The following is a 19,986-nucleotide window of genomic DNA, read 5'->3' on the forward strand; positions in this document are numbered from 1 at the left end:
TCAGGCGCCCGGGCGGAGTATGCTGTAGTGCTCGGGATCCATCATGTCCTGCATCTCCCGGAACAGCAGCCGGTTGCGCTTCTCCAGCGACATGGCCCAGGACGCCAGCCAGATTCGCCGGGCCTGGTGCCCGTAGACCAGCCGCTGCTTACCGGAGCGGATACAGCGGATAACCTGTTCCACGATGTCGTCCGGCTCGGTCTTCAGGTACTTGTCTGCAAACTCCTCGCCTTTCACCGCACCCTTGGCAATGTTGGTCCGGATCCCGCCGGGGTGAACCAGATGAACCGAGATCGGTGATTCCTCCAGCTCCACCATCAAGGATTCCGTGAACCCGCGCACCGCAAACTTCGAGGCGCAGTAATCGGAGGAGTTGGGCGTGCCCACCAGCCCGAAGATGCTGGAAACATTGACCACCGCGCCTTCATCGCTGGCCAGTAACTGCGGCAGGAAGGCGCGGGTGCCGTAGAGCACGCCAAAGAAGTTGATCTGCATGACCCGCTCATAGGAGTCGTCACTGAGCCCCCATGTCGGCAGGCCTTCCCCGGAAACGCCGGCGTTGTTGATGATCACGCTGGCGTTGCCCATTTCCGCTTTCACCCTTGTGGCGAAATCGTACATATGTCCCCGGCTGCCCACGTCGAACACATCGGTCAGCAATGCCTTGTCGGAAAGTGCCCGGACCAATGTGCCGGTTTCCTCGAGGCCCTCGCGGTCGTAGTCGTTCAGCGCCAGTTTCGCGCCCAGCCGCGCAAACGCCAGGGCGTAGCCGCGGCCCATGCCGGAACCGGCGCCGGTAATTACCACAACCTTATCGGTAAACTGTTTCATGACACGCCTCCGGCCTGCCGCGCATGAGCAACGATGGCGCCGGCCAGTTCCGGTATGACCGGCTCGGGGAAGGAGTGCCCCATGCCGGGAATGGTAACCAGCCGGGCGTTTTTGATAGCCCTGGCCGTGGCCTGGCCACCGCTGGGAGCCACCATCAGATCCCTGTCCCCGTGAACGACCAGGGTGGGCGTACGGATCGTCTTCAGCTGAGGGGTGCGGTCACCGGTCCTGGCGATGGCGCCGATCTGACGCGCCACCCCTTTATGAGCGTGTTCGCCGTGACCCCGGTCCCAGCCCTCGGCGGCATAAGCCCCATGGGTCTCTTCGCACAGGGGGTACGCCGTCGGGCCGATGTGCCGCATCATGGCCAGGTGACGACTCACATGGTCCTCACGGGTACGGGCCGGCGGGCCCACCAGCTTTATGACCGAGGACATGGCCGGCTGGCCGACCCGCCTGTTGCCGGTGGTTGAGAAGATCGAGGTCAGCGACAACAGGCGCCGGGGCTCCAGCGCAGCCATGGTCTGGGCGATCATGCCACCCATGGACATGCCGACGACATGGCTCTTTTCAATGTTCAGATGATCCAGCAGGCCGAGAGCGTCACGGGCCATGTCGGCAATATCGTAGCCGTCAGGGGCAGGCACCCTGAAAAGCTGGCGCATCACGCCAGGTGGCTGCCCCTCATGCATGGAAGACCGACCCACGTCACGGTTGTCGAACACCACCACCCTGTAACCTTCGGCGGTCAGGTGCTCGACCATGGTTGCCGGCCAGGAGGTCAGCTGCAGTCCCAGGCCGGCGACCAGCAACATGGGTTCATCGTTCGGGTGACCATATTCCCGGTAACACAGACGCAGGCCATGGGACAGCTCGCAGAAACGGTCCTCGCCCCGAAGCCGGAAAAGCGCATTCATGAATTTACCTCTTCAGTGATGTTCGATTTCGCCGTCCGGCCCTTGTCAGTGGACCCGGCCAGCGAGAATTTCAGGGCGGGATCGGTCACCGGGCCCTGGCGCAAAACCCTGGAATCCACCCGATAGTCCATGGGCATCAGCCAGGGCGCATGCTCACCCTGCCTCGGCAGGCTATCGAGGGATCGCTGTACGTAGCCCGCGTCGAAATCCAGCAGCGGGCGGGTCGGCATATCGGGGGAGGGCAGTTCCGGGCAACAGATGTCGTAGCCGTGCTGCGTCATGTGATTGAGCAACCGGCACAGGTGCTCGGCAACCAGACCCACCTTCAGGGTCCAGGAGGCATTGGTGTAGCCGATGGCGAACGCGAAATTCGGTAGTCCGCTGAGCATCATGCCTTTGAAGGCTACGGTACGTGACAGATCGACGTCCTCGCCATCTCTGGACAGGCGGATACCCCCGAACAACTGCAGGTTAAGCCCGGTGGCGGTGATGATGATATCCGCCTCGAGTTCTTCGCCGGACTTCAGCCGTACACCCTGTTCGGTGAAGGTGTCGATGTGGTCGGTAACGATGGAAGCCTTCCCCCGGGATATGGCCTTGAACAGGTCACCATCCGGTACCACGCACAGGCGCTGGTCCCAGGGGTTGTAGGGCGGGTTGAAGTGTTCGTCCACCGGATAGCCTTTGGGCAGCGACCGCTTGTTGAGCCAGCGGATAAGGCGCCTGGCCGCTTTCGGGTGTTTCTGGCAGAAGCGCCAGATATTGCGGGACATGGTGATGTTCTTGCCACGGGTGGCGGCGTAAGCTTTGTCCGCCGGCAGTATCCTGGCAAGCAGCCTGGCAATGGCGTCTTCGGAGGGCAGGCTCATCACGTAGCTGGGGGTGCGTTGCAACATGGTGACGTGGCCGGCCTTTTCCGCCATGGCCGGTACCAGGGTAATCGCCGTTGCGCCGCTGCCAATGACCAGTACCCGCTTGCCGGTATAGTCCAGGTCCTCGGGCCAGTGCTGGGGGTGGATGATGTCTCCCCGGAAGCGTTCGCTGCCCGCAAAGGTCGGGGCATAGCCCTCGTCGTAGCGGTAATAGCCGGCGGCGGAAAACAGCCATTTGCAGACAAAGTGGTGGCACTCGCCACCGTCTCCGGATTCTGCCTCCACATGCCATCGAGCCTCTTCGGAGGACCAGTCGGCACTGACAACCCGATACCGGTAGCGGATATGCCGATCAATGCCGTTTTCGGCAGCGGTCTCTCGCAGGTAATCAAGAATCGGGCCCGCACCGGCAATGGCCTTGTCGTCCACCCAGGGTTTGAATTCATAGCCAAAGGTGTGCAGGTCCGAGTCCGACCGGATGCCGGGATAGCGGAACAGATCCCAGGTACCTCCGCTGGCGGCCCGGGACTCCAGGATGGTGTAGGAGGCATCAGGCACCTCTTCCTGCAGGTAGCGGGCAACACCAATGCCCGACAGGCCCGCACCGATAATCAGGACATCAGTGTGCTCTGCATTTTCTTGTTGTTGTTTTCCGGCCATAACGATTCCTCGCTGCTCTTGTCAAAGGGCCCGATTCCATCCTATGGACTCGCCGTGCCGGCAACAAGGTACACTTGACACCATATTGGGTTTATTATTGTGCACTTTAATCCTTTTCCAGGAGTGAACCCTCTGCCATGAATGCTGGCGCCTCCCCAAGATCGGAAAACCTGTCAGCGGATGTCTCCCCGGCTGTGCTTGAACTGCTCCGGCAGGGCGCGGAGCGGGTGCTAAGTTCGCCGGTGGAATGGCTCAACAAGATCGACAATGCCAGCATGAGGACAGACTCTCCCGTAGCCGTCGCCGAAGACCCGGTACTGGCGGCCGCCACCAGGCGCGCCAACCGGGGTAGCCTAACCCACTGGGCACTGGCGAATGTGGAAAAACCGGGGGCGCCGGTACCACCCTACATTTCCGAGGATATGAAAAGTAATGCCAGGGAACTGGTGCGCCATGGCGTGCCCGAGCTGATGTTTTCCGCGGCGCAGGCGGCCCAGAATGCAGCGTGGAACCTGTGGATGAAGGTGGCCTTCGAACTGACCGGCGACCCCGACCAGTTGCGGCAACTGCTGGAACTGTCATCCCGCTCGATAAATGCGTTCGTGGAGGCCAATATGGAGGGTGTAGCAGCTATCATGCACGATGAGCGGGAGAAACTGATTCGCAGCAGCCAGGTGGACCGCCGGGAACTGATCAGCCGTGTACTGGAGGGCGATCTGGCCAGCGTGCAGCGGCTCAACGTCCAGCTGAAATACGCGGTGGACCAGCCCCATCTGGCGGCGATCATCTGGTGTGAGGACCCGAACGTTGAACTTTCACGGCTGGAAAGCGTGGCCGGGGCATTCGCCCGCTACGCAGGTACCAGCGAGGTACTCACTATCGCCGCCAACTCGGCGACCCTATGGGTCTGGTGCCACGCCAAAGTGCCTGTCGATCTGCCTCGGATGGATCAGTACCTGGCCAGCCTGTCCGGTGTGTTCGTGACAGTCGGTTCCCACGGTTCCGGCCTCGACGGCTTTCGCCGATCTCATCTGGAAGCGGCGACCACGCAGCGGGTGTTCGGCCGGCTGCGCCCGAAAAGCCGGATCATCAGCTTCGACCAGATTCGCCTGGTGTCACTCATGTCCGAAGACCCGGAAGCAACCCGTCAGTTCGTCTCTCATACCCTGGGTGATCTGGTTTTAGCCGGTGCCGAGCTACAGCAGGCGTTGCTCACATACCTTTGTCACGGCTGCAACGCCGCCCAGGCCACCAGGCAACTGCACACTCATCGTAATACCCTGTTACGCAGACTGGCCCGGGCCGAGGAACTACTGCCACGGCCGCTGGCCGAGAACCGCATACATGTCGGCGCTGCGCTCGAACTGCTTACCTGGAGCAACGGACAGAAACGACCTCCCGCCGGTTGATTGTGGGCGACCTGCAACAGGCAGCCTGATACCGAAACGTTGATTTGTCCTGTAGGTACGCCGGAGACTCGACCCATTCGCCGGTAGGGAGGATATTGTCAAAGGTGTGATGCATACACTGGATAAGGAGGCGCTACCCGATCCAGACTGGAGCGGGGCGCCCGACCGGTCAAGGGTATTGGCGGCAACAATCCGGCGGAACGGGCCCGTTTCGTCCCATGGTATTGAGAGTGTTACGGGGTATAGGGAGGATACAGGTGATTGGTGCCCAGCTCGCAGATGAGAACCTGATCGAATCGTTTCGTATGCATGCCCGCTGGCAGGAGCCTGCCGAGACCCATGAGCAGGGTGGTATGCTGATGATAGCGGGGTCCACCCACCGCCCCGGTTTGTACCGTAACTGTGCCTTACGGCTCGACCCGTCGGTGCCCGCAGGCAAGGCTTTCGAACAGGCCATGGGCTTCTTCGGCTCCCGGGAGCGGGGCTTTGCGCTGCTGACCCGCAAGCGTTTCGATGAAGACATGGACAGCCTGTTATCCGATGCCGGCATTTTCCCCCGCGCCAGCTCCCCCTGCATGATCATCAACCGGCAACTGGAAACCGTCCCCCTGCCCGAGGGTGTCCATACGGTGGCGATCGAGAGCGAGGCGCACCTGAAGGACTGCGTAAAGGTCAACATGGAGGCCTTTCCCAGGCTTGGCGTCTCGGCCGACGAGGTGGCCGGGTTCTTCGAACACGGCGACCGGGTGCTGGGGGACAACGTCTGCGGTTACGTGGCTTACAAGGATGGAGCGCCCCAGGCCACGGCACTGACCTATGTCACCGGAGCCTCAGCCGGCATCTACTGGGTAGGCACCGTGGCCGACGCCGAGCGCCAGGGGCTGGCCGGGGCCTGCACACGCCTGGCGGTCAATGCCGGTTTCGCGCGCGGCGCACGCCTCGTCACTCTCCAGGCCAGCCCCTTCGGCCTGCCGCTTTATCAGCGCCTGGGCTTCCGCAACTATGACGGGCTCAGTTTCTACTTCTTTGGCCGTTCACAGGTCAGTTGATGTCTGGTTGGTGTCCGGAAAAGGCACCGCCAACGAAAAAGCCCCCGAACGTTTCCGCTCGGGGGCTTTTCATAAATCTGGTAGGACCAGGCAGATTTGAACTGCCGACCTCTGCCATGTCAAGACAAAACAGATCCTTAAAAAACAGTGGCTACAACGACAAAACAAAGACTTAAATAGTTTTTGTGTTCATGGTAGACCACGTTTGTTCGCTTATGTGTTACCATTAAGGTCACAGATTGGTGACACGGGGTGACACATGGCAAAGGCCAAGCTCGATACAAGCATTTCAGATTCAGCCGCAAATACATTTCTCAAGGACTCCGCAGACAGAGCAACCTTGTGGTGCGAGAAAGTAACCGGCCTGCACCTACTCAAGACCAAAACCGGCGGGAGCTGGCGCTATCGCTATACGGACCCGAGGGGCAAGCGCAAGACTGCAACAGTAGGTCGTTATCCCGCAATGAAGCCGCAACAAGCCGCAGAGAAGGCTATGGGCTGGCGCAACGACGATGTGGACGTTCTGGCAGAGAAGGCAGAAAAGAAGGCTCTCGCTATCTCTCAAGAGCAACGCGCCGCCCATCGGACCCTGAAAGCCTACCTCGACGGACCATATACACGTTACCAGTCACGCCGGAGCGCAGGGGATGGAACACTGGCAATACTTCGCTCCAACTTCGAGAACCTACTCGACAGGGATATGGCCAGCCTGACACGCGCCGATATTCACACATGGCAAGCAGATAAAGAGAAGAAAGGACGCGCTCACGCAACACTTAAACGAGCCTATGGAGCGTTGCGTACCCTGCTAAAGCAGGCAATTGTTGACGGTGTGCTAGATGAAAACCCCTTGCAGCATGTTTCCCTAGAGAAGCCACTCGACAGTGAGAGAGCCAGAGAGCTGCGGGAGAGAAGGGAATCCACTCGACGGTTATTGACTAAGGATGAGCTGGCGGCTTTTCACAATGGCCTGGATGCGTTTTCCGAGGAAATCAGGCAGGGGAGACGCAACAGCCGAAAGCATGGCAAACCCCATTTGCCAGACCTCGACAACGTGGCTTTTCCCCATTGGTTTATTCCGTTCGCTAAGTTGAGCCTGTTTACTGGTATGCGTCCCGGTGATCTCTATTCGTTGCAGTGGCAATCGGAGTTAAACCCGACCTTCGGACGTTTGACCAAAACGCCGGAGAAAACCAAGCATCACGGCGAGGACAAAGCCGCGCGTGTTGAAATGGATCTCCCGCCGCAGGCAATGGCCGTGGTCAAGTCCTGGTGGGAGCAAAACGGCAAGCCTGATTCCGGCCTTGTCTTTCCATCTCCGGTGACTGGCAAGCGCATGGACAAAAACGCCCATGACAAACCGTGGAGACGTGTTAAACGGTTAGGCGGTCTGCCAGACGATCTGACTCTATATGCGTTGAGACACCACTTTATAAGCTCTCTCGTGGCCGCTGGTGTGCCATTGTTCGCAGTGGCAAAACTGGCAGGTCACAAGTCCGTGGCGATGATCGAAAGCCACTATGGGCATCTTTGCCCGGATGCAGCAAAAGATATTTTGCGGGAGTTTGGCGCTAGTGTTGAGCAGAGGGAGGCGGTATGACTTTAGATCCAGAAAAGGTGAAAGCGTATTTTTCGCAAAAGTCTAAGGAACGCGAGGTAATCCGCATAAAGGCGGATCAGCTCGTATTGCCGAATGACTGGGTCTTGCTCGTTGAAACCTGGAAAAAGGCGGCAGATAGCTTGCCAGACGAGTTACCACAGAAGCCTTATATTCTGAAACTGCTGGGAGCTGCCGAATATGCAATAGAGCGTGGCGATGAGAGCGACTTCCGCCTTTGGATTCTCAAAGCAAGAATGAATTTCGAGAATGCCAAACATGATAAATGGCTGATGGGAGTACAACGGCAGTTCGGGAAAGATGCCGACCACAGGAAGCAACAGGTTGAAGAGGAGCGCCACCCTGTGTGGCAGCAATGGCAAAAAGAGGCTGATAAAATTCGCTCTGAATCTATAACCAAACTCTCGAAAACAGAAGTTGCCCGGAGAATCAAAAAACGCCTGTCTGTGAGTGAATCGGAGCGAACTATAAGGCTCAGAATAACTTAGCTGGCAAGCACCCACGGTTGCCAACAGGCATCAAAAGCACCCTACGAGCGTCCCTTAATGAACAACGGAGGCGCTCTAAGTGTCCATTCAACCGCAACACCAACCCGAACAGGCTTTTTTCCGCGTTGCCGATGCTTGTATATATCTCGGCATGGGCAGAACCAAGCTCCACCAACTGTCAGAAACCGACCCCGACTTTCCTCGCAAGATTCGCATCTCTCCCCGGTGTGTAGGCTGGACCCGTGGCCAGCTCGACGCATGGCTTGAGGCCAAGCAACGGGAGGCCACAGCATGAAGCGGACTCCCGGCACCTTCATTTCCAATGGGCGCGAATACGTGGCGCTGTCCAATGTTACACACCTTACTGGACTCCCGGCGCATACCGTAACCGATGCGGTTAGCACTGGTTATGTGACTGTCCGCCAGTTTAGCGGCTGCAAGGTAATCAGCCTGGCTGATGTTTTCCGTCTGCTGGATTATAAGGAGGGCGCGAAATGAAAAATGCCCCGACCGTTTCCAGCCAGAGCACAAATAATAATCAACTTGAGCAAGTTCAGTATAACACCGACAGCGAGAACATGCGTGATCTATCCGCAGCCGCACAACGCGCCCGGATTCTGGATTACCTGCAAAACAATCGTGCATTAACGACCCTTTATGCGCGGCACCATCTAAATGTTATGCACCCTGCCGCCCGCGTCATGGAATTGCGTAAGCATGGGTACAAAATCATTACCAACCGGCGGGAAGATACCGATTCCAAAGGACGGTTACACCGTGTCGCTGAATATGTGCTGATGCCGGGAGGTGAGGTATGACCGCTATGCACTACACCCTATGGCTCAACAATTCCGGCACCAAAAAGGCCGACAAGTGCCAGACCTGGCCAGAGTTCTGTCAGTGGCTTCAGGATCTCCCGGCGGCAACAGTTAAGGATGACTGCAAGCTGATTAAGCTGGCCACGTTTGGAGATATTCGTACCGACAAACATTGTTTGCGCCACAACGCCAACGTGCTGGAAGTGACCGGCATTGAAGGCGATTACGACAGCGAAGAAATGACACCCGAACAGGCCATTGAACTGCTGGAAGGTCACAACCTGAAGGCAGTTATTGCGCCGACCTTTAGCGCCACACCTGATGCCCCTCGCTGGCGCGTTCTGACACCTCTCACAACGGCGATAACGCCCGACGAGCGGTTACGGTACATCGAAGTCCTGAATGGCATGTTAGGTGGTGTGCTGGCCTATGAAAGCCGCACCCTTTCCCAGTCCTACTATATAGGCGTTCCGGCTGACGCTGCTTACAACGTCCTGCATACGTTTGATGATGCGGAAGAAGGTTACACCCTGGACGAGCTGGACAAGATGGACGGCATCGACCAATTCCGGCAACCGCTGCAAACGAAAAAGCAGAAGGAGATCGGCGAGTCTGATTCTTTCTCTGATGCGTTTGATGACACCGACATAAACGACTGGGTAGCTGCTATTTGCTCAGGCGATGAAGTGCACCCTAACTTAATCAAAGTTGCTGGCCGTCTGGTGGCGAAGGGCTGGAAGGATGACGATATACGTCTGTTTTGTGTGCCCTATGTCGAGCGAGTAGAAGCCGAGCGAGGCCCAGAGCGCGCCGCCCTGCTCAGAGGTAAGGAACTGGATGATGCCATTGCCAGCGCGAGAGCCAAAGGTTACGCGCCGCGTGAATATGCCGAGATCCTGGCTGATGCCCAAAAACTGACCCCGGAATCAGACCCGGATGATGTTGACGCACTGGTTAAGGAAACCATACCGCTGTCACCTACTAAAAAACGACAGGTACGGCAGGCAATCAAGAAGGCCACCGGCTTGCCCTTCAGCGTCATGGAAGAAACAGAGCGCGCCTGTTATGACGATGGCGGCACCGATGATTTGCAGCTTGCCCGTTCGTTGGTGGATGAGGTAGGCCACAACAACGTCATGGCGGCTGACACGTTCGTCTGGCAGTGGCGGGACACTGGCGTCTGGCAAAAGCAGGAAGATCGAGCGGTGAAGCAGTGGGTACAGCACCACCTGGCCGACAACGCCGATGGCGTTAAAAAAAGTCTGGTGGATAGCGTGGCAGACCTGTTCAGAACCGAGATATTCCGCCCTCACCATACGTTTAATGTCGGGCCGCCTGAATGCGTCAATACGCTGAATGGCGAACTGGTTTTGCAGTCTGGCCAGTGGCAACTGATGCCCCACAACCGGGAGCATTACCGGACAACCCAGATTCCAGTGGAGTATGACCCAAAGGCACAAGCGCCACGTTTCATTCAGTTTATGAGCGAGGTATTCAAGGACGATCCTGATGCCGGAGACAAATCCCAGGCACTGCTGGAAATGATCGGCTACACCCTCATGGCCCATTGCAGGCATGAAAAATTCATCATCATGGTAGGTACAGGCGCTAACGGTAAATCTGTTCTGCTGTCTGTTCTGGAGGCCCTGGCAGGCCCGGAGAACGTGGCAGGCGTACAGCCGTCGCATTTTGACCGCTCATTCCAGCGCGCTCACCTACACGGCAAGCTGGCCAACATCGTAACCGAGATCAAACAGGGCGAAATGATCGACGATGCCAGCCTGAAAGGGATTGTCTCAGGCGAACCTACAACCGTTGAGCACAAGTTCAAAGACCCGTTTGTGATGCGGCCGTTCGCTACCTGCTGGTTTGGTACGAACCATATGCCCCATACGCGGGACTTTTCCGACGCACTGTTCCGCCGCGCCCTGGTGGTGGAGTTCAACAACAAGTTCAAGCCGGAGCTGGGTAACTGCGACCCTCAGTTAAAGGACAAGCTGATGGAAGAGTTGCCGGGAATCCTGAGCCTTGCCCTTGATGCTTATGCTGATGCACTGCAAAACCGCTTTACGATGCCGGAGAGCTGCCAACAGGCCAGAGAGAAATGGAGACTTGAGGCCGATCAGGTAGCGCAATTCGTTGATGATGAGTGCGAGCGTGACCCCGGCGGAAAGATCAGACCGCAATCGTTGTTTGATGCTTACAAGGCGTGGGCAGAGGAAAACGGGATTCACAAACGTCTGGCGCAAAAGTCGTTTGGTGATCGCCTGGTTATGCTCGGATTTGAGCGGAAGAAGTCGGACGGCACAAGGTATCTCACCGGCATTAAGTGCAAGAGGGCCGTGGACTTCAGAAGTTACGCACATTGATAGCAAAACAGGGACGGCAGGGACGCCACTCCCGACATTCCGTGATGGAAGAAAAAGAGATTATTTGTATTTCAGTATGACCCTAAAACATTCTTTTCTGGATATTGGGGAATGTGGGAATACGTGACCCTTCCGTCCCTGATGACCCTGTAGCAACGGAAAACCATTTCCCGCCACGAGCAACAGAACGAACAAACGACCGCTACCCTGTTATGGCATAGTAAAGTATTCGTAACCCCATGTTAGAAAACAGTTATTGTTCATATGCGTTCGCAACGTGTTATCAATATGTGACCCTAAATGCGATAATAACGATAAGTAAACCTGCAATTAACGAGGCATAACCATGGCCAGACCCTTTGAAAAGCTACCGGCTGGTGCAAAGAACCATCTTGAAAGCATGGCCGCTAATGGTCTGCTGTCTGAATCCGCCGCCGCGACTGCGTTAGGTATGCCCCTGGATCAATTCAGGCGCGTCATTGCCGAGCATAAGCCCAGTAAAGAGATATGGGACAACGCCCTGGCAGTGGAGCGGGATCAACTACTGGGTGCCATGTATAGCCGCGCCATGGAGGGTGACACCAAAGCTGCCCAGACGTTGCTGGCGGTACGGCATGGTATGACGGAAAAGCAGCCCAAGGGAGCCTCAGAGCGCGTTAGTGTGGTGTTCAACTTGCCCCAGGCCCTTGACCCTTCGGAGTACGCAAAAGCCATTCAGGTAGAGCAGGAGAGGCTACCCGATGGCAACTGAACAACGCCCGGATCAACTCAGCCCCTGGCAAGCCCAGGCCATGGCAGTGCCGGAAGCCTTTGATCTGTTTTTAGGTGGTGGCCGTGGTGGTGGTAAGACGTTTACCCTTGCCGCGATATTCCTACGTCATTGTGAACAGCATGGTGACGAGGCGCGCTGTCTGGTGGTGCGTAAGAGCTTCCCCGGCCTTCAGGATCTTGAGGCAGAGTTCCGTTCCTACTTCACCAAAGTGTATGGCGATAAGCTCCGGTTTGATGGCCAGAAACACCGCTTCACCTTACCCAATGGCGCGACTGTCCAACTGGATCAGCTCGAAAGAGAAAACGACTTTGCAAAGTATCAGGGCAAGTCTTTCTCCCACATCGCCGTGGATGAGGCAGGGCAGTACGCCAGTCCAGCACTGACCGACCGGCTCAGGTCATCCCTGCGCGCCCCTGCTGGCGTCCCCACACGGTTTATATTGATTGCTAACCCTGGTGGCGTAGGTCATGCGTGGCTGGTGCGACGATACGCCCTGAAAGAGCCATGGAAGCCGTACATTGACGAGGCCACTGGTTTTGATTTTGTGTCCATTGCCAGCACCTACCGGGATAACGAGTTCATCGACCGTGACCGCTACGCAAAGAACCTGATGGCCAGTTGTGCCACTGACCCAGAGTTAGGCCGTGCCTGGCTGGAAGGTGATTGGTCTGTTCTGCGTGGTGCCTACTTCAGCTCAGTCATCGATGAGCAGCGAGTAAGAGTAGAGCCATGGCCAGAGCTGCCCCTGCCGGACCAATGGGACACCGACCGCTGGAAGATATACCTGGCTCACGACTTCGGAAGCGCCGCGCCGTCTGTCACGTATCTGTGTGCTCAGTCCCCAGGCGCGGAAGGACCAGACGGTTACTTCTACCCGAAAGGTTCGGTTGTCCTGGTGGATGAGGAAAGCACCACAAGCCCGGACGATTTGAATGCCGGTTTAGGGCTGACCGTCCCCGATCAGGCCGACCGCATTATCAGTATGTGCAAGCAATGGCGCGCTTCACCCAGAGGCGTGGCGGATGACGCCATATTCAACAACAACGGCTCGCAGTCCGGCACCATCGGCGACGAGTTCCGCAAGGCTGGCGTATCGTTCACCAAAGCACACAAAGGCTCACGGCTGGCAGGCTGGCAGATCATGCGCCGTATGCTGGCTGACGCTGGCACCCCAGACCGTCCTGGCTTGTACGTCTCCCGCAACTGCCAAGTGTGGTGGCAGACCGTCCCCGCGCTGCCCAGAGATCCCCGTAAACCGGAAGATGTCGATTCCACTGCCGCCGATCATGCCGCCGACGCTTGTCGTTATGCCCTGACCGGCTACCAACCACTCCCGCATGTAGAGTTTGCGTTCAATAACTAACGAGGTGACACCATGAGCGAAGTTGAGCAACTGAAAGAAGAGATTGAAAAGCTGAAAGCCAAAAACTACGAGCTGGTAGGCGAGAAACGAAAGGCCAAGGCTGACGGCGAGGCTGCAACCGCAGAGCTGGAACAGGCCCAGAAAGAACGGGACGAGGCCAAAGCAAAATTGCAGCGTGTGACGGTGGAACTACCCCGCCAGAACATGCTGGAAGAGGTCGCCATGCCGAATATGGCGGAAACACTGTTCCGGGAAATCACCCACCATTACGACATCGGCGAAGGTGACGCGCTCATCTCGAAAGACTCCGGCGAACCGCTGGAAGTGGAGATCCCAGAAAAGGGCGAGCGCGTCCCCGTGAAGCTGGATCAGGACGGCATTAGACGCATTGCCGAGAACAAGTTGATACCCAGTATCAGGGCAATGATTAAAGGCTCAGGGGCAACCGGTGGAGGCGCTACAGGGGCCGGAACTTCCGCAAGCACTACCCAGACCGGCACCCAATCCGAAAGCGCGCCCGCTAGACGTTTCGGGCTGAATTGAGTATAATTTAATCAATCAGTTAGCCGTGCCCTGGCGGTGCGGCGGCTGACCCTTTCGCGCCCGTGGCGCAACTCTCCCAAACCCGTGGTTTGCCGAGAATCAACCTTAAATAGTTTCCATAACTAGGTGATTCTTATGGCCGTTGTAAGACTTTCAGACGTAATCGAACCCGTTAAATTTACCGACTACATCATCCAGAACAGCATGGTGCGTACCGCGCTCGCTGAGTCTGGTGTATTGGTCAATAACGCCGTGATGCAAGATCAGCTCACCGCTGGCGCTCATGCGTTCACTGTCCCCGGCTGGCTGGATCTTGCCGACGATGAAGCGGACGTTGTAAACGATGACCCCGCTATCGAGTCCACCCCGCACAAGATTGGCAGCTTCAAACAGAAGGTGCGCAAATCGTTTTTGCATGGCTCTTGGTCAACCATGAACCTGGCCTCAGAGATTGCCGGTGACGATGCAATGATCCGCATTCAGAACCGCGTGGTGGCCTACTGGAACCGACAGGTACAGAAACGTCTGGTATCAACCCTTCAGGGTATTGAGGCCAGCAACCTGGCCAACGATTCCGGCGATATGATTCTGGACATTACGGCAGACACACCATCCGCGTTTAGCGCCGCCGCCGTCATTGATGCCGCTGGCACCATGGGCGATGCGATGGACTCACTGTCTGCCATTGCCATGCACCCGGACACCTACCGCAAAGCCTTGAAAGATGACCTGATCGAGTTTATTCCAGACTCACAGGGCAGTCTGACCATGCCGACCTTCCGAGGGCTGGCGGTGGTGATGGATGAGGCCATGCCAAAAGTAGTGGCGACGGACACCACTTACACAAGCGTTCTGTTCGGTGCTGGTGCGGTAGGGTATGCCATGGGCGAACCACGAGTGGCTGACGGCACCGAAGTGGAAAGCCTGCCTTCCTCCGGTAACGGTGGGGGCCAACAGGTACTTCACAGCCGTGTGAACCTGGCGGTGCATCCGCTTGGCTTTAGCTGGTCTGATACTGCCGTTGTCGGTGAAAGCCCGACCATTGCAGAGCTGGCCGACGCAACCAACTGGACGCGCTCAATCGAGCGTAAAGCCGTGCCGATGGTTTTCCTGAAGCACACGTTGTAAGAGTTCGCGCTGATGACTGGCACCTCATCTGGTCTGAAGCGCAACAACGCCGTCGGTGGGTACGTGGCAGGCTCACCGGCGGCACCCTTTCCCCTTGATCCTATCGACTACGGTACTGATGCTGGTCTGGCAGAGCGCCGCTTGTGGGTGTCTGCACTGGCCTTGATAGTGGATGATGCTAAACGCTACTGGCAGGGCAAGAAAAGCCATTCAGCGACCGCTGACGACCTAGAGGAAGCGTTCGACGCTATGTGCGAGTGCACATGGATGTTGCGCCGGATCTGCAACGTTACAGGCCATGACCCGGCGTGGCTTAGCCGGGGATTTATCCAATGGTGTGAGCAGTGCCCTTGAGAGAAGTTATTGAAGGTGTTTCATGACTTCATAGGTAAAGAAGGTGTTAGTGGCTGAGAGCACCTTGAACCTGGCGCCTTGAAAACCGATCACGTCACTGTCGCCAAGGTCATACTGGATATTGTTAGAGAATGCTGGTCTTGCCATGTTGTTATAAAACTCTCGATAGGAAAGCTGAATCGTATCTCCCGAGCGCCCTAGATATACCAGCTCTTTCCTAAAGCTATCCTCTGAATCCGCAATCGTCGATTGGTCTATGCCGCACACTTCCGTGGGTATTTGATGCTCTTGGGCTGGTTTCGTGCCGCCAAAGATTGCTCGCTTGCCCGAAAAAATACTGGAGATGCCGTCTACTGGGTTAGCTCCGCCAGCCTCTGGCAGCGAGAAAGTATTAGCAACCAGAAGGGAACAGCCCTCAGGCCCAGATGAAAGTAATAGCTCTCCCGGTTTGATCGCAGTAAATTCACCATCAACGGACACATAGTTAACCCGAGCGATATAGTCATTCCCAAGCATAGCAACCGCTGGAAAGTTAGGACCGATTAGGGAAAGACTGCGTTCGTCGTGTTCAAACTCATAGGGGCGTTCAAGCTGGATTACTGTCTCCGCTGGGCCATATGCCCAAAACATAATGCTTTGCCCGATTTCTACAGTTGTTTCATTCTGCAAGGCGGGCCGTTTAATGGTGATGTTTTTCGGAGATAACGGGGTGAGTTGTTCTGAAGGCTGAGTGGCGCATCCCGCAGCTAGTAACGCACTGGCCACGACAACAGAAACGGCAGCAAGATTTTTGTTCGGCATCTGGTTAATCCATCTATGGACAAAGGTGGATTAGAGCCTAACAGTTTTGTAACGGAGGGTGAACGCTGGCAAGGGCGTCAGTCTCTCCTGACAGTCCCACCATTTCCGGCAGGTGGCGCGACCGCTGGGCAACCATGCGAGCGGTTTGTTCTGCTTTCATGGTCACAGATTGGTAACACGTAGCAGTGTCATGTAACCGAATACAAAAAAGCCACTCGGCTTGCGCTCTAAGTGGCTCTTTTTAAAGCAATTCTGGTAGGACCAGGCAGATTTGAACTGCCGACCTCTGCCATGTCAAGGCAGCGCTCTAACCAACTGAGCTATGGTCCTGTGTGCAACGGGGTGGAAATATACTGATCCGGGCTCCCGTGGTCAACCATTTTCCGGCACTTTTTCGTGGCGGTTTCAGACCTGCCGGGACGAGCGAATGCGGGCAATCCGGCGGGCGCGGCCGGACTTGCGCAGCCAGCTGCGCAGGCTGCGGGAGAGCTCTGTCCAGCGGTTGATCAGCAGGGCCAGCAGGATCACGCCGCAGCCGGCAAGCTGGGTGGGGGTCATGGTCTGGCTGAACCAGACCCAGGCCATCAGGGCGACCCACACCGGCTCCAACACCAGTATCACCACGCCATGGCTGTGGAAAGACAGGCTCTGGGCATAGGTCTGCACCAAAAAGCGGAAGGCGGTGCCAATGGTGGCACTGGCGAAAAGCCACCAGAACATCTCACCGGTGAAGCTGGCAAACGTGGCTTGCCACTGCTCGAAAAACAGGGAGATCGCGCCGGTGAGCAGGCCGGCCGTGGTCATGCTCAGGGTGGTCAGTGGTAATGCCGGCACCCGCTCTTTGGTGACGCTCTCGCCGCTGCGCTTGACCACCGTGCGGGTATTGGCAGTGCGGGAGGTGAGGATATAGGCGGTGGCAAAGATAAAGGCCGCGACCACAAACAGCAGCTGGCCTTTTTCCGGCCGGAAGCCATTCTCCAGCGACAGCAAAGCCAGGCCGCAGACGGACACAGGCAGGGCCAGCCAGGTGCTGAGGGGTTGCTGCTCCCGGAAGAAAACACGGGCAATGACGGGGACAATCACCACCGCAAGGCTGACAATGAAGGCGGCTTCGCCCAGGTTGACCCCGAGCCAGATCCCCATCACCCAGCAGCTCATGGCGGAGCCGAAGACCAGGCCGACCCGCGCACCGCGCAGGATCTGCGTAGTGCTGAGGCGCGTCAGCTGCCGCCGGGCCATCAAGGCCAGAATGGCGCCGGCCATGAGAAAACGCAGAGACATGAACATCAGCGGTGGCATCAGCAGCACCGCTTCCTTGGAAAAGGCCCAGCTGAACGCCGCCAGCAGGGTCACACCGACCAGGAGGAGGTCCGATTTGTTGGTGTTGGAGAGGGCCATGGCACCGATCTCATCCGAAAATCAGGGCGCGGAGTTTAGCATGCTCATAACGCCCCAGCTAATCGACCCGGCCTGAAACCACGACCGTAGCACCCGCTGCGTCGGTCAGAACCAGCCGTTATTGTCCCGGATAGCCTCGAACTCGAAGCGTAGATGCACATCGTCACCTACCATCAGCGGGTCCAGGGCGTAGGTCATGCCCCAGTCACTGCGCTGGATGGTGGTGCTCGCCGACAGGCCCAGGGTGTACTCTTCATGGCTGATCGGGTACTCCGCCGCCTTGTTCAGGGTCACGTCCAGGGTCACCGGGTGCGTCTGGCCGAGCATGGTCAGGTCGCCGGTGAGCTTGCCAGTGTCGTCACCGGTGGGCTCGAAGTCAGTGACTTCGAACGTGATTTCGGGGTGTTGTTCGCTGTGCAGGAAGTCGTCCTTGCGCAGGTGTTCGTCCCGTTTCTCGTGGTTGGAGAACACGCTGGCGCTCTGGACCACCACTGTGCCGGAGGGCACATCCCGGGCTTCGGCATCGTATTCGAACTGGCCCTCTGCCTTCAGGAACATGCCAATCACCGAGGCATAGCCCAGGTGGTCCACTTCAAAGGTGATCGCGAAGTGGTTGTCATCAATCTTGTAACTTCGGGGCTCCGCGAGCACGGCAGTACTGCCCATGGCCAGGGAGACAGCTGCCAGGCCGGCAACTATCGGGTTAGCGGTCTTCCGTTGAGTGTTCATCATGAGCTCCTTGTCGGGTTTGCTGGTACAGATAGCGGATATCGATGGCGAAGGACCAGGACAACAGCGCCAGCGCTATCATGAGGGTAGCATGGGCCAGCAGGTCCGGCGTCAGTGGCAGCAGCGCAACCATCAGGGTGACAAGCTGCCAAACGCACACCGTCTTGCGCCGGAAACTCTCCGGCAATGGACTATTGAGCCACTTCCAGTGCCAGCCGGCTATCACGAAGCCATAGCGCATCAGGCCGATCAGCAGTACCCACGGCCCGGCCTTTCCCAGTATCATCGTGGCCAGACACAGCATCAGTATGAAGAAGGCGTCCAGCTCCATATCGAAGCGGGCGCCGAAATCGCTGGCGGTGCCGGTGCGGCGGGCCACGTAACCATCGACCCCATCCATGCTCAGCGCAGCCAGACACAGCAGGGCATAAGGCCAGGCAAGCTGTTGCAGCAACCCGGGCTGGAAGGTCAGGCTGGTCAGGAACAGCACCAGCACGGCGCGGCCAAGGGTGACCCGGTCTGCGGGGCCGAAGCGGCTCCGGCTCAGGGTCAGCCCGGTTATCAATAGCACAGTCAGGCCCGCGTAGAGCAGGCCGGCCAGGGCGAGGGGCAGGATGGTGACTTCCAGCGTTAGTCTGGACAGACCCAGCAATACCGCCAGGGCAAGGCCTCCCAGCAGCAGGTCCGGCCAGGGTGCCCGGGCCAGGGCCTTGTTGCCGAAGGAAGAGTCGCGAAGGGAAGAATCCATACCCGTTACCTGTCGTACGCTATGCTGTGTTCCCATAAATACACCACCGGCCCGGTTCCGGTTCACCTGCGCCCACGGTGAGAACCTTTCCGGTATTCACATTCAAGCATGGAGCGACTATGACCTCATCGTCAACGGAAACCTCTCCGGCGTTCTGGTCCCTGGGAAACGGCCGGGGTGAGATTGCCGACGGCCAGGTCTTTCACCATTCAGGGGAGGAGGGCTGGGTCGAGGTGGAAACCCTTTACTCCGCCATCAGCCGTGGCACCGAGGCACTGGTGTTCAACGGGGATGTGCCGGAATCGGAACACCAGCGCATGCGGGCGCCGTTCCAGCAGGGGGAATTCCCGGGCCCGGTCCGATTCGGTTACATGAACGTCGGCCGGGTGATTGGTGGTCGCGTGGACCTGGTGGGCCGCCCCGTTTTCTGCCTGTTTCCTCACCAGCAACGGTATCGTGTGCCGGCATCGGCGGTTACCCCGTTGCCTGAGGGCGTGCCACCGGAGCGGGCGGTGCTGGCGGCCAACATGGAAACCGCCATCAATGGCCTGTGGGATGGCGCGCCCCTGGTGGGAGATCGCATTGCGGTGGTGGGGTGTGGTGTTGTCGGTTGCCTGGTGGCCTGGCTGGCCGCCCGTATCCCGGGTGCACGGGTAACGGCCATTGACCCCAACCCTCACCGGCAGGCCGTTCTGGAATCCCTCGGCGTGCGCTGGGCAGGCTCTCCGGAACAGGACGATCATGACCTGGTGTTTCACACCAGCGGCCATCCTGGTGGGCTGGAGAGCGCTCTGGCCCTGGCGGGCAACGAGGCCCGTATTATCGAGATGAGCTGGTACGGTCGTCAGGCCGTGCCGGCAAGCCTGGGCGGCAGCTTTCACTCCCGCCGGCTGACGTTGCGCTCCAGTCAGGTCGGGCAGGTCAGCCCGCAGCAGGCCCCGCGTTGGAGTCATGCCGACCGCATGGCCCTGGCCCTGTCGCTACTGGCGGAGCCGGCACTGGATGCCCTGATCACCGGCGAGAGTCCTTTCAGCGAGCTGCCAGCGGTCATGCAGCAACTGGCGGCCGGCGCTTCCGACACGCTGTGTCATCGTATTCACTACGCCTGAAACCAAGGAC

General features: G+C 57.9%; 20 protein-coding genes and 1 tRNA gene. 13 read left to right on the forward strand and 8 right to left on the reverse strand.

All coding sequences use genetic code 11. The features are described 5' to 3' along the window. From IE079_RS17890 to IE079_RS17900, 3 genes are read right to left on the reverse strand one after another with little or no spacing between them, the layout of a single operon-like run. Positions 1-831, reverse strand: a complete 831-nt coding sequence (locus tag IE079_RS17890) for an SDR family NAD(P)-dependent oxidoreductase (RefSeq protein WP_189578285.1) — start codon at positions 829-831, stop codon at positions 1-3. Beyond that, complete coding sequence (locus tag IE079_RS17895; protein ID WP_189578287.1) at positions 828-1,748, reverse strand: alpha/beta fold hydrolase; 921 nt, start codon at positions 1,746-1,748, stop codon at positions 828-830. Before IE079_RS17895 ends, IE079_RS17890 begins: the two co-directional genes overlap by 4 nt. Beyond that, a complete protein-coding gene (locus tag IE079_RS17900; RefSeq protein ID WP_189578289.1) occupies positions 1,745-3,280 on the reverse strand; it encodes a flavin-containing monooxygenase in 1,536 nt (511 codons plus the stop codon). Before IE079_RS17900 ends, IE079_RS17895 begins: the two co-directional genes overlap by 4 nt. A 137-nt stretch (positions 3,281-3,417) precedes the next feature. Between IE079_RS17900 and IE079_RS17905 the strand changes: the two genes are divergently transcribed. From IE079_RS17905 to IE079_RS17960, 12 genes are all read left to right on the forward strand, one after another. After that, positions 3,418-4,689: a PucR family transcriptional regulator gene (locus IE079_RS17905; RefSeq protein WP_189578291.1), complete on the forward strand. Its 1,272-nt coding sequence runs from the start codon at positions 3,418-3,420 to the stop codon at positions 4,687-4,689. A gap of 257 nt (positions 4,690-4,946) precedes the next feature. Beyond that, on the forward strand, positions 4,947-5,738 hold the full coding sequence (locus tag IE079_RS17910; RefSeq protein ID WP_189578293.1) for a GNAT family N-acetyltransferase: 792 nt from the start codon (positions 4,947-4,949) through the stop codon (positions 5,736-5,738). 259 nt (positions 5,739-5,997) lie between these two features. Further along, positions 5,998-7,338, forward strand: coding sequence for a site-specific integrase (locus IE079_RS17915; RefSeq protein ID WP_189578295.1), 1,341 nt, complete (start codon positions 5,998-6,000; stop codon positions 7,336-7,338). Next, on the forward strand, positions 7,335-7,844 hold the full coding sequence (locus tag IE079_RS17920; RefSeq protein WP_189578297.1) for a hypothetical protein: 510 nt from the start codon (positions 7,335-7,337) through the stop codon (positions 7,842-7,844). The genes IE079_RS17915 and IE079_RS17920 overlap by 4 nt, the downstream gene beginning before the upstream one ends. 79 nt (positions 7,845-7,923) lie before the next feature. After that, entirely contained in the window at positions 7,924-8,139 is a 216-nt protein-coding gene (locus IE079_RS19120) for a helix-turn-helix transcriptional regulator (protein WP_227712592.1), read from the forward strand. Next, positions 8,136-8,342 carry a hypothetical protein gene (locus tag IE079_RS17930; protein ID WP_189578299.1) on the forward strand — a complete coding sequence of 69 codons (207 nt, stop codon included), beginning with the start codon at positions 8,136-8,138 and terminating at the stop codon, positions 8,340-8,342. The genes IE079_RS19120 and IE079_RS17930 overlap by 4 nt, the downstream gene beginning before the upstream one ends. Continuing rightward, positions 8,339-8,662 (forward strand): helix-turn-helix domain-containing protein, encoded by a 324-nt coding sequence (locus IE079_RS17935; RefSeq protein ID WP_227712593.1) that lies wholly within the window; start codon positions 8,339-8,341, stop codon positions 8,660-8,662. The genes IE079_RS17930 and IE079_RS17935 overlap by 4 nt, the downstream gene beginning before the upstream one ends. Next, complete coding sequence (locus IE079_RS17940) at positions 8,659-11,031, forward strand: DNA primase family protein (protein WP_189578301.1); 2,373 nt, start codon at positions 8,659-8,661, stop codon at positions 11,029-11,031. Before IE079_RS17935 ends, IE079_RS17940 begins: the two co-directional genes overlap by 4 nt. 346 nt (positions 11,032-11,377) lie before the next feature. Then, positions 11,378-11,782 (forward strand): hypothetical protein, encoded by a 405-nt coding sequence (locus tag IE079_RS17945; protein ID WP_189578304.1) that lies wholly within the window; start codon positions 11,378-11,380, stop codon positions 11,780-11,782. Next, complete coding sequence (locus IE079_RS17950; RefSeq protein ID WP_189578306.1) at positions 11,772-13,166, forward strand: phage terminase large subunit; 1,395 nt, start codon at positions 11,772-11,774, stop codon at positions 13,164-13,166. The genes IE079_RS17945 and IE079_RS17950 overlap by 11 nt, the downstream gene beginning before the upstream one ends. A 12-nt stretch (positions 13,167-13,178) precedes the next feature. Next, positions 13,179-13,709 carry a hypothetical protein gene (locus IE079_RS17955; RefSeq protein WP_189578308.1) on the forward strand — a complete coding sequence of 177 codons (531 nt, stop codon included), beginning with the start codon at positions 13,179-13,181 and terminating at the stop codon, positions 13,707-13,709. Positions 13,710-13,844: 135 nt separating this feature from the next. Next, complete coding sequence (locus IE079_RS17960; RefSeq protein WP_189578310.1) at positions 13,845-14,837, forward strand: major capsid protein; 993 nt, start codon at positions 13,845-13,847, stop codon at positions 14,835-14,837. A gap of 360 nt (positions 14,838-15,197) precedes the next feature. Here IE079_RS17960 and IE079_RS17965 read toward each other — a convergent pair whose 3' ends face one another. The 5 genes from IE079_RS17965 to IE079_RS17985 all read right to left on the reverse strand — a co-directional run bounded on the left by IE079_RS17965 (position 15,198) and on the right by IE079_RS17985 (position 18,867). Then, positions 15,198-15,992 (reverse strand): hypothetical protein, encoded by a 795-nt coding sequence (locus IE079_RS17965; RefSeq protein ID WP_189578312.1) that lies wholly within the window; start codon positions 15,990-15,992, stop codon positions 15,198-15,200. A 253-nt stretch (positions 15,993-16,245) separates the two neighbouring features. Next, a tRNA-Val gene (locus IE079_RS17970) sits at positions 16,246-16,322 on the reverse strand. 75 nt (positions 16,323-16,397) lie between these two features. Continuing rightward, positions 16,398-17,390 (reverse strand): DMT family transporter, encoded by a 993-nt coding sequence (locus IE079_RS17975; protein WP_189578314.1) that lies wholly within the window; start codon positions 17,388-17,390, stop codon positions 16,398-16,400. Positions 17,391-17,495: 105 nt separating this feature from the next. Beyond that, a complete protein-coding gene (locus IE079_RS17980; RefSeq protein WP_189578316.1) occupies positions 17,496-18,119 on the reverse strand; it encodes a YceI family protein in 624 nt (207 codons plus the stop codon). Continuing rightward, positions 18,094-18,867: a CDP-alcohol phosphatidyltransferase family protein gene (locus tag IE079_RS17985; protein WP_189578318.1), complete on the reverse strand. Its 774-nt coding sequence runs from the start codon at positions 18,865-18,867 to the stop codon at positions 18,094-18,096. The genes IE079_RS17980 and IE079_RS17985 overlap by 26 nt, the downstream gene beginning before the upstream one ends. A gap of 119 nt (positions 18,868-18,986) precedes the next feature. Here IE079_RS17985 and IE079_RS17990 point away from each other — a divergent pair, with 119 nt between their 5' ends. Further along, positions 18,987-19,976, forward strand: coding sequence for a zinc-dependent alcohol dehydrogenase (locus IE079_RS17990; RefSeq protein ID WP_189578320.1), 990 nt, complete (start codon positions 18,987-18,989; stop codon positions 19,974-19,976). Positions 19,977-19,986 lie beyond the last annotated feature (10 nt).

The organism is Marinobacter zhanjiangensis, from assembly GCF_014651935.1.
GTDB lineage: Bacteria > Pseudomonadota > Gammaproteobacteria > Pseudomonadales > Oleiphilaceae > Marinobacter > Marinobacter zhanjiangensis.

Coding starts and splice junctions, on each gene's coding strand:
- IE079_RS17890 (WP_189578285.1), bottom strand. CDS start 831: ATGAAACAGTTTACCGATAAGGTTGTGGTAATTACCGGCGCCGGTTCC.
- IE079_RS17895 (WP_189578287.1), bottom strand. CDS start 1,748: ATGAATGCGCTTTTCCGGCTTCGGGGCGAGGACCGTTTCTGCGAGCTG.
- IE079_RS17900 (WP_189578289.1), bottom strand. CDS start 3,280: ATGGCCGGAAAACAACAACAAGAAAATGCAGAGCACACTGATGTCCTG.
- IE079_RS17905 (WP_189578291.1), top strand. CDS start 3,418: ATGAATGCTGGCGCCTCCCCAAGATCGGAAAACCTGTCAGCGGATGTC.
- IE079_RS17915 (WP_189578295.1), top strand. CDS start 5,998: ATGGCAAAGGCCAAGCTCGATACAAGCATTTCAGATTCAGCCGCAAAT.
- IE079_RS17920 (WP_189578297.1), top strand. CDS start 7,335: ATGACTTTAGATCCAGAAAAGGTGAAAGCGTATTTTTCGCAAAAGTCT.
- IE079_RS17930 (WP_189578299.1), top strand. CDS start 8,136: ATGAAGCGGACTCCCGGCACCTTCATTTCCAATGGGCGCGAATACGTG.
- IE079_RS17935 (WP_227712593.1), top strand. CDS start 8,339: ATGAAAAATGCCCCGACCGTTTCCAGCCAGAGCACAAATAATAATCAA.
- IE079_RS17940 (WP_189578301.1), top strand. CDS start 8,659: ATGACCGCTATGCACTACACCCTATGGCTCAACAATTCCGGCACCAAA.
- IE079_RS17945 (WP_189578304.1), top strand. CDS start 11,378: ATGGCCAGACCCTTTGAAAAGCTACCGGCTGGTGCAAAGAACCATCTT.
- IE079_RS17950 (WP_189578306.1), top strand. CDS start 11,772: ATGGCAACTGAACAACGCCCGGATCAACTCAGCCCCTGGCAAGCCCAG.
- IE079_RS17955 (WP_189578308.1), top strand. CDS start 13,179: ATGAGCGAAGTTGAGCAACTGAAAGAAGAGATTGAAAAGCTGAAAGCC.
- IE079_RS17960 (WP_189578310.1), top strand. CDS start 13,845: ATGGCCGTTGTAAGACTTTCAGACGTAATCGAACCCGTTAAATTTACC.
- IE079_RS17965 (WP_189578312.1), bottom strand. CDS start 15,992: ATGCCGAACAAAAATCTTGCTGCCGTTTCTGTTGTCGTGGCCAGTGCG.
- IE079_RS17975 (WP_189578314.1), bottom strand. CDS start 17,390: ATGGCCCTCTCCAACACCAACAAATCGGACCTCCTCCTGGTCGGTGTG.
- IE079_RS17980 (WP_189578316.1), bottom strand. CDS start 18,119: ATGAACACTCAACGGAAGACCGCTAACCCGATAGTTGCCGGCCTGGCA.
- IE079_RS17985 (WP_189578318.1), bottom strand. CDS start 18,867: ATGGATTCTTCCCTTCGCGACTCTTCCTTCGGCAACAAGGCCCTGGCC.
- IE079_RS17990 (WP_189578320.1), top strand. CDS start 18,987: ATGACCTCATCGTCAACGGAAACCTCTCCGGCGTTCTGGTCCCTGGGA.